10 protein-coding genes are annotated in these 14,465 nt (G+C 44.3%); 5 read left to right on the top strand and 5 right to left on the bottom strand.

The window, feature by feature from the left end:
* Window positions 1-450 precede the first annotated feature (450 nt).
* Window positions 451-1,638, bottom strand: a complete 1,188-nt coding sequence (locus AC1RM2_RS23995; RefSeq protein WP_492987646.1) for an aspartate aminotransferase family protein — start codon at window positions 1,636-1,638, stop codon at window positions 451-453.
* Between the two features lie 599 nt (window positions 1,639-2,237).
* Between AC1RM2_RS23995 and AC1RM2_RS23990 the strand changes: the two genes are divergently transcribed.
* The 5 genes from AC1RM2_RS23990 (at window position 2,238) to cysN (ending at window position 8,355) form a co-directional block, all read left to right on the top strand.
* Window positions 2,238-3,644: a CCA tRNA nucleotidyltransferase gene (locus AC1RM2_RS23990; RefSeq protein WP_492987645.1), complete on the top strand. Its 1,407-nt coding sequence runs from the start codon at window positions 2,238-2,240 to the stop codon at window positions 3,642-3,644.
* A gap of 49 nt (window positions 3,645-3,693) precedes the next feature.
* Window positions 3,694-4,347, top strand: a complete 654-nt coding sequence (locus AC1RM2_RS23985) for an IS1096 element passenger TnpR family protein (RefSeq protein ID WP_492987644.1) — start codon at window positions 3,694-3,696, stop codon at window positions 4,345-4,347.
* Window positions 4,348-4,713: 366 nt separating this feature from the next.
* Window positions 4,714-5,619, top strand: coding sequence for a tRNA (adenosine(37)-N6)-dimethylallyltransferase MiaA (miaA, locus tag AC1RM2_RS23980; protein ID WP_492987643.1), 906 nt, complete (start codon window positions 4,714-4,716; stop codon window positions 5,617-5,619).
* Between the two features lie 503 nt (window positions 5,620-6,122).
* Complete coding sequence (gene cysD, locus AC1RM2_RS23975) at window positions 6,123-7,028, top strand: sulfate adenylyltransferase subunit CysD (RefSeq protein ID WP_477355490.1); 906 nt, start codon at window positions 6,123-6,125, stop codon at window positions 7,026-7,028.
* A gap of 73 nt (window positions 7,029-7,101) precedes the next feature.
* Window positions 7,102-8,355, top strand: a complete 1,254-nt coding sequence (cysN, locus tag AC1RM2_RS23970) for a sulfate adenylyltransferase subunit CysN (protein ID WP_477382324.1) — start codon at window positions 7,102-7,104, stop codon at window positions 8,353-8,355.
* 171 nt (window positions 8,356-8,526) lie between these two features.
* Here cysN and AC1RM2_RS23965 read toward each other — a convergent pair whose 3' ends face one another.
* The 4 genes from AC1RM2_RS23965 to lhgO all read right to left on the bottom strand — a co-directional run bounded on the left by AC1RM2_RS23965 (window position 8,527) and on the right by lhgO (window position 14,374).
* Window positions 8,527-9,612, bottom strand: a complete 1,086-nt coding sequence (locus tag AC1RM2_RS23965) for a mannose-1-phosphate guanylyltransferase (RefSeq protein WP_492987642.1) — start codon at window positions 9,610-9,612, stop codon at window positions 8,527-8,529.
* A gap of 192 nt (window positions 9,613-9,804) precedes the next feature.
* The gene (locus tag AC1RM2_RS23960) at window positions 9,805-11,079 is read right to left on the bottom strand and encodes a DUF1501 domain-containing protein (RefSeq protein ID WP_492987641.1); all 1,275 of its coding nucleotides are present in this window, start codon (window positions 11,077-11,079) and stop codon (window positions 9,805-9,807) included.
* Window positions 11,080-11,100: 21 nt separating this feature from the next.
* Window positions 11,101-12,999 (bottom strand): DUF1800 domain-containing protein, encoded by a 1,899-nt coding sequence (locus tag AC1RM2_RS23955; protein WP_492987640.1) that lies wholly within the window; start codon window positions 12,997-12,999, stop codon window positions 11,101-11,103.
* A 157-nt stretch (window positions 13,000-13,156) separates the two neighbouring features.
* Complete coding sequence (gene lhgO / locus AC1RM2_RS23950; protein ID WP_492987639.1) at window positions 13,157-14,374, bottom strand: L-2-hydroxyglutarate oxidase; 1,218 nt, start codon at window positions 14,372-14,374, stop codon at window positions 13,157-13,159.
* Window positions 14,375-14,465: the final 91 nt, after the last annotated feature.

Genomic DNA, 14,465 nt, shown 5'->3' with positions numbered 1-14,465 from the left:
CCTAACATTCACCAAACTATAACCCAACCCGCCCCTTACAACATACCTTTGGCACACCTTTCACACACCTTTGGCATACCTTTGTAGCCAAGTAAAACAACTGATAATTAACTTATTATGTAATTTAAAAGAGAAAACCTATTTACAAAAAAGCGTAAAAAGGCAATATTGATAACCTGGGATACCTTGCAGAAAGAATAGCCTCTTCTAAGCTTCCCTATTGTGCGGAACATCTGCTGTAAATATACTGAAAATTTGGGAGGGATAATAATTTATAGCACCGTCCAGAGTCTTTTAAATGCTATTAAGTTAAGAGGTTTTTCGCACCAAAACGCAGAGGCGCAAAGTGATTTGCTTATTTTTTCTTAGCGTCCTGGCGTCTTTGCGCGAAAGTGAAATTTTTATATTTTACTTAACTTACTGGCATTGAGGATCTTTTTACAGCATCATCTATTTATAATACTCTATGGCCTCGATGATCACCGCGCAGGCCTTTTCTATCTCCTGGGGCTCAATAATGAGCGGTGGGGCCAGCCGCATGGAGTTGCTGCAGTGTAAAAACCAATCGGTTATTACACCGTTTTCAATACAGCGGTCTATTATTTTCTTATTCAAGTCAAAGTTTTCCAGTTCAACGGCCAGCATCAGGCCTTTACCGCGCACCGCTTTAATAGCAGGGTGAACCAATAGTTTCCGGAACAAGGCTTCCTTTTGGGCTACGCCAGGTACAAGGTTATCATTAATCAGTACCTCCAATGCAGCCAGGCCCGCAGCGCAGCATACCGGGTGGCCACCAAACGTGGTTATGTGGCCAAGTATGGGGTTATCCTTTAACGCACCCATAATTTGGGTTGATGCAATAAACGCACCTATCGGCATACCGCCGCCCAGCGCCTTGGCAAGCAACAAAATATCCGGCACTATACCAAAGTGCTCAAAAGCAAACAACTTTCCGGTACGGCCAAATGCCGCCTGGATTTCATCCAAAATCAATAATGCACCCGTTTCATCACAGCGTTTGCGCAAGGCTTGCATATAGGCACCATCCGGCACCCGCACACCGGCCTCGCCCTGCACGGTTTCTATAATAACGCATGCGGTTTGGTTGGTTATCAATTGCAGGTCATCAGCATTGTTAAAATTGATGAAACCTACCCCGGGTAATAGCGGGCGATAGGCTTGCTTAAACTCCTCATTACCCATTACGCTTAACGCGCCGTGGGTGCTACCATGATACGAGTTGTGGCAGGCGATGATTTGTTGCCTGCCGCTAAATCGTTTAGCCAACTTCAATGCGCCCTCCACCGCCTCGGCGCCCGAATTGGTAAAATAAACAGATTGCAAATTATCCGGTAATAACGATACCAGTTTCTGTGCAAACATTACCTGCGGTGTTTGCACAAACTCGCCGTACACCATCAGATGCATATATTTATCAACCTGCTGTTTAATGGCCTCCTTTACACAAGGGTTGCCATGTCCAAGGCTGCTTACCCCGATGCCCGATATCAGATCCATAAAAGCCCTGCCCGATGCATCGTACATATAAACTCCCTCGGCGCGCTCAAACTCCAGCAGCAAAGGAAAGTTGGTGGTTTGTGCATTATTGGCCAAAAAAAGCTGACGGAGGGTGGGCATGGGAAAGTTATATGTTATGAGTTGTAAGTTGTATGTATGGCAACAGCGCAAAGATAATGTTAATGCCGCTAAATGATCGTTTTTGAAAATCAGGAATTATGCATTCCTGATAGCCATGGGTTTAAAGTCTGGAGTGTTCGAAAGCAACAGAAAAGAGCAGGGAAGGTACCGGCTATCTCAAATCCAGTTTTTTCGACATTTTTTTTGATTCTTGGCTCTCCAATTTTTGATTCTTTCCCTTGCTGTTGCGGTTTTGTTGCGATTTATATTTTATGACAATTCATAATTTATTGATTATTAGATAATTGACATTTTTCTCTGTTTCACCTGTTGCGCAACGCAACACTTTTGATTTTCTATAAAATGCAAAAGATTACTGCACTGCAGGTTTGAAATCCATCGCTGTAATAAACGTGCTGCCACCAGCAACTAACAGCTTTTAACGTTTAAAATTTAGAGTTTAAATTTTAGCATTACCTTTGTGTTTACTTAAGGGTTATCTAAAAATAACAAACACCGTCATTGCGAGGTACGAAGCAATCTCAAACTATTTGGGCGGATTTGCGAATTCGGATGGCCGATAAGAATTTTATTACACTATGAAAGATCACCTGCGGCATCCTGTATTTTCTGTTATCTCAAAACTTGCTGCGCAGCATAATGCACAGGTGTATGCTATTGGTGGCTTTGTGCGCGATATTTTTTTGGACCGCCCGTCAAAAGATATTGATATTGTAATTATAGGTAACGGGATTGATTTTGCCGAAGCCGTGGGCGCAAAGCTGAAAGTGAAAGTTGCTGTTTATAAAAACTTTGGCACTGCATCGCTCAAATACCAGGACCTGGAGGTTGAGTTTGTGGGTGCCCGCAAAGAATCGTACCGTCGCGACTCGCGCAAGCCTATCGTCGAAAACGGTACGCTGGAAGACGATCAAAAACGCCGCGACCTCACCATTAACGCGTTGGCCATATCCCTTAACCCGGAAACGTTTGGCGAACTGCTTGACCCATTTGGCGGCATTACCGATTTACAAAACAAACTCATCCGCACACCGCTAAACCCGGTGGAAACTTTCTCTGACGATCCCCTGCGCATGATGCGTGCCATCAGGTTTGCATCACAGCTTAATTTCAGGATTGACGACGAGGCCGTTACTGCTATAAAAAACAATGTAGATAGAATTAGCATTATATCGCAGGAGCGTATAACCGATGAGCTGAATAAAATCATCCTGTCGAAAGTTCCTTCCATTGGTTTCAATTATTTGTTTGATACCGGCTTGCTGCATAAAATATTCCCGCTGATGTCAGGGCTTTACGGGGTTGATTATATTGACGGCAAAGGCCACAAGGATAATTTTTACCATACCTTGCAAGTGCTTGATAACATTTGCGAGACCACTACCGACCTTTGGTTGCGCTGGGCCGCTATTTTACACGATATTGCCAAGCCCGCCACCAAGCGCTTTGAACCCGGCCACGGCTGGACATTTCATGGCCATGAAGACCGCGGTGCGCGTATGGTGCCTAAAATATTTGCCCAGTTAAAGCTGCCGCTTAACGAAAAAATGAAGCAGGTGCAAAAACTGGTACAGCTGCATTTAAGGCCGATAGTACTCTCGCAATCTATTGTGACAGATTCGGCAGTGCGGCGCTTGCTTTTTGAGGCTGGCGATGACATTGAAGGCCTGATGTTGTTGTGTAAAGCAGACATCACCACAAAAAACGAATACAAGGTTAAAAAATACCGTAACAATTTTGAGCTTGTTCAACAAAAATTAAAAGATGTTGAAGAGCGCGACAGTATCAGAAACTGGCAGCCGCCGGTTACCGGGCTGGATATTATGGAGCTTTTTGGTATAAAAGAAGGCCGCGAGGTAGGAATTATCAAAAACCAGATCCGCGAAGCTATACTGGAAGGCGAAATTCCGAACGAACGGGAAGCTGCCATCAACTACACAATTGCCAAAGGTTTAGAAATTGGCTTAAAAGTTGTGGCAAGCTGAAATTGAATTAAAACACTATTTTTGTCCCCATTAAAAATTTACTAACAAAATGGCACTATACAGGTTCAGGGTTACTTTCGAAGATTATGATGATGTGATGCGCGAGATTGATGTAAAATCGAATCAAACATTCGAAGATTTACACCGCGCAATACACCAGTCAACCGGTTATAATCCCGAATTCCCATCTTCTTTTTATATCAGTAACGATCAGTGGATGAAGGGCGAAGAAATTACCTATTTGCCAAATCAAAAAAGAAAAGATCGCGGCATTTCGCTCATGACCAACGTAAAGCTCCTGAGCTTTATTGACGATCCGCATCAAAAATTTTATTATACGTTCAATTTCGACCGTCCTTTTGATTTTCATGTCGAACTGATGAAAATCATTCTTAATGACACACCGGGCACTACCTACCCCGCGGTTATAAAATCAGTAGGCGAAGCGCCAAAACAATTTGGCAATGTATTTACGCCGGCCGCAACAGCTGCCGCCCCTGATGAAGACTTTGACTTTTTGAACGAAATGGCCTATAACCCCGAAGATGCCGAAGATTTTTCGGAAGTAACCGACATTGACGCCGACCTTCCCGAAGAAAAAGCAGCCGAGGACGAGGAAGACGATGAATTTGGTAACGAATTTGCCGACGATGAAGGCTTTGACGATGATGACAAACCACATCGTGGTGGTGATGATTATTGAGCAGCCCCACCCAACCCTCCCCGGAAGGGAGGGCTTTAAGATCTTTAAGAGTTCCCCTATCCAGACTATCTTTTACCCAAGTCTGTTAAAAAAAAATTGTCATTTCGAACGAGGTACGAGGAGAAATCTTGTACATCCTGCATCACCACAAGCCCGTTGGAATGCAGGATGTACAAGATTTCTCCTCACGCCGGCGCTCAATTCCTGCCCTTGTTCGTTCGAAATGACATTTTTCTTTTTTAATAAATTGAGGTACCCCGTAGTTACCTGGGTAGAGAATCAACAAACTATTTCTAGTTGCAAGCAAAAAGGCTTTAATACTTTAAAAGTCTCCCCTACCGGGGGAGATTTAGAGGGGGCTTATCCATGAAAACCCTCATTGTAATTGCCGGCCCCACAGCGGTTGGTAAAACTGCGGCGGCTATTGAGTTGGCCAGGTACTTCAATACGGTGGTGGTGTCGGCCGATTCGAGGCAGTTTTTCCGGGAAATGAGTATTGGAACGGCTAAACCCAGCGCCGGGGAACTGGCCCAGGTAAAACACTATTTTATTGACTCCCACTCTATAACCGAGCCTTTTTCGGTTGGCGATTTTGAAAGGGAATGCCTGTTATTGCTCGACGAGCTTTTTAAAAAGCACGACTATGTCGTTTTGGCAGGTGGCTCGGGTCTGTACATCAAAGCTATTTGCGAAGGCTTTGATGATTTGCCTACAGCCGATCCGGCAATCCGCGAAAAATTAAATCATGAGCTGGAAGAAAAAGGACTAAGTTATTTACAGGAAAAATTAAAACTGGCCGATCCGGCTTATTACCAACAGGTTGACCTGGGCAACCCGCAACGCATCATCAGGGCGCTGGAAATTTTTGAAAGCACCGGCAACCCCATTTCATCCTATCGGCAGGCAACGGTTAATAAACGCCCGTTTGAAATCATCAAACTGGCCCTTAACATGCCGCGCGAGTTATTGTACCGCCGTATTAATGACAGGGTTGACATCATGTTACAACAAGGCTTGTTAGCCGAAGTAGCGTCATTGCTCCCCTATCGCCATTTAAACGCCCTGAACACGGTGGGCTACGCGGAGATTTTCGATTATATGGATGGTACCATTACGCTTGATAAAGCGGTTGAAATGATAAAGCAAAACACCCGCCGGTTTGCCAAAAGGCAACTCACCTGGTTCCGTAAAGATCAACAGTTTATTTGGTTTGATGCCGGAGTACCGGATTTAATCGAAAAAATGATTGAAGTGGTTGAAAAAACTTCTTAAAAGCCTTTAATAACAACTCCTTTATTTGGGCTTCAGTAAAACCCATCAGGGAGTATCGTCTTTAAAAGTTTGTCTATCAGATTATAGGTAGCTTCTACGAGGCATAATAGCTGTTCTGTTTGTGTCTTGCTACAAACCGGTAGCCTCTACGAGGCAAGCGCCTTTAATTAGCATGGCATTTTGCCTCGTTGAGACTACATGTTTGTAGAAATATGATCTAAAATCTCTTTTTGTCTCGTGTAGGCTATCTCTTCAAGAGGGCACCTTTAGTTAGTATGGCATTTTGCCTCGTAGAGGCTACCAGTTTGTAGAAAGACAATAAAATCTCTTTTTTGCCTCGTAGAGGCTACCTTTTCAAATAGTAGTTGCATTCAAGGAAGTTCAAACGCGATTCCCGGTCAAAATCCATTTAATACCCTCAACATTAGTATAAAATTGCTAATATTGCAGTTTAAATGCTAAGTACTACAATTTAGGTGGATTTAGCGGGTTTTTAAATTAGCATGCACAAATATTATCTTACCCATCTGCAGGAATTAGAATCGGAAGCCATTTACGTAATAAGGGAAGTGGTTGCCCAGTTTGATCGCCCTGCAATACTGTTTTCGGGCGGTAAAGACTCCATTGTTGTTACTCACCTGGCTCAAAAGGCTTTTTGGCCCGCCAAAATACCTATGCCGCTTATCCATATTGATACCGGGCATAATTTCCCCGAGACTATGGAATTCAGGGACCAACTGGTAGAAAAGCTTGGCGTACAACTTATTGTTGGCTCGGTACAGGATGCCATCAACAAAGGCCGCGCGGTTGAAGAAAGCGGTATTAACGCCAGCCGGAACGAGTTACAAATTGTATCGTTATTAGATACCATCGAGCATCATAAAATTGATGCTGCTATTGGCGGCGCCCGCCGCGATGAGGAAAAAGCACGTTCAAAAGAACGCTTTTTTTCGCACCGTGATGAGTTTGGCCAGTGGGACCCTAAAAATCAGCGGCCAGAATTGTGGAATATTTTTAACGGCCGCAAACGCATGGGCGAACATTTCAGGGTATTCCCGATCAGTAACTGGACGGAAATGGACATCTGGAATTACATCCTGCAGGAAAACATTGCTATCCCTTCACTTTACTTTGCACATAACCGTAACGCCGTTTACCGCGATGGTACATGGCTGCCGGCATCGGAATTTTTATCATTACGCGATGGCGAATTTGTAGAGAATAAACTGATGCGTTTCCGTACCCTGGGCGATATTACCATTACCGGCGGCATTGAATCGGATGCAGATACGCTGGAGAAAATTGTAGCCGAGGTATCGGCCACGCGCAGCACCGAGCGCGGTAACCGCAGCGACGACAAACGCTCGGATACATCAATGGAAGACAGGAAAAAACAAGGTTATTTTTAAATTGAATTAACAGGCTTTTTGGCCAACAAGATACTACGCCAACCTGGCAACAGGCCACACGTACCTCATTATTATGGAACTATTACGTTTTACAACAGCCGGCAGTGTAGATGATGGGAAAAGCACCCTCATAGGGCGGTTACTATACGACTCCAAATCTATTTTTGAAGACCAGATGGAGGCCGTAAAACAATCGAGCGAAAGAAAAGGCTTGCAGCACATCGATCTTTCGCTGCTTACAGATGGGCTGCGATCTGAAAGGGAACAAGGTATAACCATTGACGTAGCTTACCGCTATTTTGCCACACCTAAACGTAAATTTATTATTGCCGATACCCCCGGCCATATTCAATACACCCGTAACATGGTTACCGGGGCCTCAACAGCTAATTTGGCCCTTGTGCTGATAGATGCCCGTAAAGGTGTTGTTGAACAAACCTGCCGTCACTCTTTTATCGCATCGTTATTAAAAATTCCTCATATCATCGTCTGCATCAACAAAATGGACCTGGTTGATTACTCCGAAGAGGTATTTAATAATGTAGTTGAGCAATACAAAGCTTTTGCCGCCAAAATAGATGTTAATGATATCCGTTTTGTGCCCATCAGCGCGCTTGAGGGCGACAACGTAGTTAACGATTCGGTTAACATGCCGTGGTACAAAGGCGAAAGTTTGCTGCACACGTTAGAAACCATTCATATTGCAAGTGATGAAAACCATGCAGATGCGCGTTTTCCGGTACAAACCGTGATTCGCCCGCATGCTGCCGAATATCATGATTACCGCGGCTATGCAGGCCGTATTGCCGGTGGTATATTTAAACCCGGTGATAAAATAACGGTATTGCCCTCGGGATTAACATCGGCTATTAAATCAATCGATACGTTTTCGGGACCGGTTGAAGAGGCTTTTGCGCCAATGTCGGTATCTATTACCCTGGAAGATGACATTGATGTAAGCCGTGGTGATATGATTGTTAAAGACGAAAGCGAACCATTTGTAAGCCAGGACCTGGAAGTAATGCTTTGCTGGATGGGTACACGGGGCCCGCGTCCGGGAGCTAAATATCACCTTAAAAATACCACCCGCGAGGTGATGGCCATTATAAAAGAAGTTTATTACAAGCTTGACATTAACACCATGGAAAAGCTTGAAAATGCCGGAGATATTAAAATGAACGAGATGGCCCGTGTACGCCTGCGTACCACCCAGCCACTTGTTTTTGATGAATATCGCAAAAACCGCATTACCGGCTCATTAATTTTGGTTGATGAAGCCACCAATGAAACCGTAGCCGCCGGAACGCTGGCCCCCCCCGCCCTGTAATTGCGGATGTGCAGATTATAGATTTCAGATGTGCAGATTTCAAATGATGGAATATTAGCTTGTTAAGCTAACAGGGTCCGGTTTCAAAAAAAGCCGGACCCTGTTTTGTTTTTATCATCTGAAATTTAAAATCTGCACATCTGAAATCTGCACATTTGCACATCTGAAACCCTAAATATACTTCGCTCCAAACTTGCTCTTCACGTCGGCAACTACTTGTTTCACGTTCTGTTCTTCGTCGCGCGGGCAAATCATCAGGGTATTGTTTGATTCAACAACGATGAAATCATGCAGGCCCTTTAAAATCACCAGTTTTTCGCCAGGTACATTTACCATGCAGTTTGATGAATCGTACATGATCACTTTTTCTGAAGGGATAACAGCATTGCCCACGTAATCCTTTTCGGCCAAATCGTAAATAGAGGCCCAGGTACCCAGGTCGCTCCACCCAAATTCTGATGGCAATACGTAAACATTATTGGCTTTTTCCATAATTCCGTAGTCAATGGATATGTTAACACATTGTTGATAAGCTTTGTGTATATGGGCTTTTTCACCATCTGTATTATAAACCGGCCTGGCATCAGCAAAAATTTCGTGCATTTCGGGCAGGAAGGTATCAAACGCCTTAACAATTTCCTTGGCCGACCATACAAAAATACCGGCGTTCCATAAAAAGTCGCCGCTTTGGATAAAAGTTTTTGCGATATCAAGCGTTGGCTTTTCGGTAAAGGTTTTCACTTTGTGAAAATCTTCGTTTATTGTATGATCTGTGTATTGAATATAACCATAGCCGGTATCCGGCCTTGATGGTTTGATGCCCAACGTAACCAGGCAATCATTGGCTGTGGCAGTCTCTAACGATTTAATGATAGCCGTTACAAAAGCGTCCTCATCTAATATCTGCTGATCTGAGGGGGCTACAACAATGGCGGCATCGGGGTTAAGGCTTTCTATTTTAAAACATCCGTAGGCTACGCAAGGGGCGGTATTACGCATAACCGGCTCGGTGAGTATTTGCTGATCTTCCATATCCGGAAGCTGCGTTTTTACAAGTTTGGTATAATTTTCATTGGTTACAACGTAAATATTTTCTTTAGGACAAACTTTCAAAAAGCGTTCGTATGTATTTTGTATCAGGGTTTTGCCGGTTCCAAGAATATCAATGAATTGTTTAGGATGCGATGTGCGGCTTATAGGCCAAAAACGGCTACCTATTCCGCCTGCCATGATGATGGCATAGTAGTTTTTGTTCATGTGTAATTTTAAGAATTAAGCTGAATATATCATAATCGAAAATTAGCAACTTTGAGTACTAAAATACATTAACAATTCAATAAAGCAGTAGTTTCATTATAAATTATTTAACAACTAAACAGCTCATTATTAAGCACAAAAGTCCCGGCCATATTAATACCCGGGACTACTTTATAAAATAAGATGCAATAATCAGGCTTTAAATACCCCTATTGGTTTGGCAGTAAAATCAGGAAACAGCACTTTATCATTACTGATCCTGAGGTGCTTATCGGCCACTTCGCTAAACACATTCCTGAAATCTGTTGTAACCGCAAGGTCGCGGCCATCTTCCAGGTTTTCTGTTGCAAGTGGCTGCACATTGCCGTGCACCAGGCCGCCATTTACACTGTTGCCTAAAATAAAGTTACAGGATGCGCGGCCATGATCGGTACCACCGGTGCCATTTTGATGAACAGTGCGGCCAAACTCGGTCATCGTCATTACGGTTACATCATCCTGGCGAGTGCTGCCTATATCTGTCCAAAAAGCCATCATACTATTGCTCAGGTCGGCTACGTTGCGGGCAAATATGCCATACCCCGTTCCCTGGTTAAAGTGCGTATCCCAACCATTTGATTCGGCAAAAGCTACTTCCATACCCACATTCATTTTTATCAACTGCGCAATTTGCTTTAAAGAATTACCTAAGGCCGAATTTGGGTAAACGGCACCGTTGGCGGGTACATAATTTTTAACATTGGCCTTTTGCAGCATTTTTAAGGCATCAAAACTTTCCTTACCAGTATCTTTTAACAAACCGGGAGCGGTTCTGTCATAAAGCTCCTCAAAGCTTTTTGCGGCCAGGTTGGTACCTGCCGGGTTACCGCGCATTTGCAATGCAAAATCCTGCAGGTTGCTAATGGCAACAGCCGGGTTATCGCCATAAAAAGACCGAGGCATGGCCGATGTTAAACTTACCGCTGTAAAAGGCGTAATCGCATCATGACCTAACAGGCCAACCGCACGGTTAAGCCAGCCACTGGCGGTACCTTTATTAAAAGGGGTACCGCTTTCCATATAATCCTGCGCATCAAAATGCGAGCGGGTATTATTTGGCGAGCCGATGCCATGCACTATACCCAGCCTTTTTTCGCGAAACATAGGTTCAAAGGCCTTCATAGATGGATGTAATCCAAACCTGCCATCCAGGTCTATTAGTGGGTTATCGTTACCTGTTTTGGCGGCATCCATAAATAAGCCGGGGCGGGCCTCCTTAAGGTATTGATCGGTAAACGGGGTTACCGCCATCAGCCCATCCATAGCGCCGCGCTGAAAAATACACACCAGCGTTTTACCTTTTTTATATGGGGCTATTATCTTATCCTGCGCGGCGGCTTCGGCTATAAATGCCGGGATGCCGCCCATTAACCCAACACCAAAAAGGGCAAGGCCACCTGTTTTTAAAAATCCTCGTCTTGATAACATAATCTTTTGTAATTTATCAAATTAACGTCGTTGGTATTCCGGCGATCCAATGATAATACCAACTACCTGGGCCATCATTGATTTTGCTTCGTCGGGCTTAGGCATTACCTGTACCCTGGCTTTTTTGCCCGTAGTGTCGCCCACCATTGATAAGGCATCTTTAACCGGTGGCGTAGTATTATTGCTTGCCTTATCTACCTTTACCACCAACTGCGGATCATTCAGCATTGGGGTTAATTGCTTTATGGTGTTATCCAGCGGCCGTTCGGGCATAATAAGTTTGCTGTAGGTAACAAGCGCCGCCTGGCTGCTTTCGGGCTCGTGGCCTTTGTTTAATTTCAACAAATCGAATTTAATCCCTGGTATGCGCCCGGTGGCAAAAGCCAGCCCGAAATTCATCCGGCTAAGTAAAGCGCCTGTATTTATCCAGTACTGGCCCTTATCCGGGAAACCGGTTGGAGCCTGGTAGTAGTATACTTTTTCGCCCATGCGGTTTATCCAGGTATATAGCTGGTAAGGCTGTGTTACCTGGGCGTTTAAGCTGCGTACCGTATTTATGGCCAGCTCAAACGGCGATTTTGTTTTCTCGCGCAAGGCAGATGCCGACCAAAACTCCGGCGCCGACGCCATCGTGATTAATACCTGTTTAATATCGCCATCACTGTTTAAAAAGGTTTTGGCCATTTTATCAATTAAACTTTGTGGCGGAGTATCACTCACAAACCTTACCGCCAACTTACGCGATATGAATTTTGCTGTAGATGGGTGATGTGCCAGCATATTCAATAGTTGTACACCTTCATCGTAACCCCCGTTGGGGCCAAAGTGCCTGCCTAATACAACTTTCTCGCTGTTATCGTGCCGGCCCGGGGTGAATAAAAAGTCGCCGTCATGCACCATTCCATCAGCAATAATGCCTTTATCTATAACTTTTGATATGATATCGTTTCCCTTACTATAATCGCCCATAGGGTATACCGACCAGCCTGTAAGCACCTTAGCAGCCTGGGTAACATCCTGCTGGCTGTAACCGCCATCAACACCCAGCGTATGCAGCTCCATTACTTCGCGGGCGTAGTTTTCATTAAGGCCACGTTGCTGCCTTGCTTTTTTTAACTTGTTAAGTGCCATGGCTTGCCTGGTTGTATCAGTAAACACCAATTTGAGTGTTATTTTAGGCTTCTCTGGCAGGGCAGATGCGCTGCTAAAATTATCCAGGTAATACAACATAGCCGGCGATTTGGCTGTGGCTAATAACAAATCATTAAACTTGCCCAACGCGTTGGGCCTGATAACATCTCGCTCATAACCGGGTATAAACTGGGCGCATTCATTTTTAGTGATAGATACGTTGAAATGGTTAAACCAAAAACTGGTCATTACCTCCTGCAACTGGTTATTTGTATAGGCTGCCCGCAGTATTTTTTGATTGATGAATTGCCTGAATAGCTCCTGCTGTGGTTTCATGCCCTTTTGAGCCATATAATCCTGCAGTATCTTTTTATACTCAGGCTTGTTGCTTTGAATTGAATCTTTATTGATAAACCCATCTTTTACAGCCCGCCGTGCTACAATACCTGGACGGGGATAGGTATCAACAATTTGGCTATTGCTTAATTTAAGTGCATCCAGGCCATCTAGCGCATGGTTAAGGGAATCTTCCGGTAGTTTAGCATCCAACTGCTCGCTAAACCATTTTTCTAAACCCTCGCGGGCTACGGCTTCAACCTGGCCTGGCGTAGCGCCGTAGGTAAAGCGGCTTAGTAAATGTGCCGCAGCCTGATCTTTACTCAAACCAGCTTGCTTATAGGGGAATTTATGAATCTCGTTTGGATTATGGCGGTCATAAAATGACGAAAACATCAGCAAACCGCCAATGAGCACAAACACCGGCAGCACCAAACCTTTTAATGATTTCATAAATGAATTATTTTGCCGTTTACAATTCTATGACCAAGATGAGCAGGGATAGTTTAATCCAAATGTAACAGGACTTTGTAACAAATATGTGCAGGAATTATAAAAACTAAAAAGCCCGCAAATAGTTTGCAGGTTTTTTACAGAAATTTTGAAAAAACTAATAAAAACCAAACTGCCCGGCAGCCATATCGGCAATTGCGTTGCCAATAGCTAATGATGCCGTTGCCGCCGGCGATGGGGCGTTGATAACATGCAGCATATTATCCTTAGCTTCAATTTTAAAGTCATCAAGAGTTTCGCCTTCGGCAGATATGGCCATTGCCCTTACGCCGGCACGACCGGGCTGTAAATCGTCCATAGTAAGGCTGGGGATAAGCTGTTGCAGGCCTGTTAAAAAACGTTTTTTTGAAAACGCACGCCGGTACTCATCAAGCCCAAAACGCCAATGTTTCGTAAATAGGTTCCAGGTTCCTTTAAACTTCAAAGCCTCAATAGTATCACCTAACGAAAAATCGGTTTTGCCGTATCCTTCGCGCTTGAATACAAATACGGCGTTGGGGCCACACTCTACCGTACCGTCAATCATCCGGGTAAAATGGACGCCCAGGAACGGAAACTCGGGATTTGGAACAGGATAGATAAGGCTTTTCACTTTGCTTTTCCCCTGTTCGGTCAAATCAAAATAATCGCCTCGGAAGCCAACTATATGGGCCTCGCTTGGCGCACCGGCACCGGCTGCCAGTCTGTCGGCTTGTAATCCGCCCGCGGTAATTAAATATTTTGTATTAAAGGTACCCTTGCTGGCAACAACTGTGGTATAATCGGCATGGTGCTCAAATGCTTTGACAGCGCAATTGGTAAGTACTTTGCTTTGGGGGAATTTAGCCTCAAATAGCTCGCGGTATTTACGGGTAACGGCAGCAAAGCCGATAATACCGGTACAAGGCACCCAGATGCCTTCAATCCCTTCACAATAAGGCTCAATTTCTTTGATCTGCGCACTGTTTATACGCTCAATTCCCTCTACCCCGTTGGCCATGCCATTATTAAAAACCTTGTTCATGTGGGCCAACTCCGATTGTTTGGTGGCTACAATGATTTTTCCGCAAATGTCATGAGGTACGTTATGCTCTTTTGCGAACGCAACCAGTTCCCGGCGGCCATTTACGCATAATTTAGCCTTATATGAATTGGGTTTGTAATAGATACCCGAATGTATAACGCCCGAATTATGCCCCGTTTGATGGGCGGCTACTTCAGTCTCCTTCTCCAGCACCAGGATTTTTTTATCCGGGTTACGGGTATTGATTTTGTAGGCTGTGGCCATCCCTACGATGCCACCGCCAACTATAATGAGGTCATATACGTTTTCCATTAACTCTTAGTGTGCAAAAGAATTTGCCGGTATACCTTTAATGTTTATTTATTTGCCAGCCGGACCAATCCTTATAACGCAAATGCAACTA

The organism is Mucilaginibacter sp. GW822-FHT03E02, assembly GCF_058801545.1.
The sequence above is the reverse complement of the archived record's forward strand: the minus strand, read 5'-3'. Positions and strand labels throughout refer to the sequence as shown.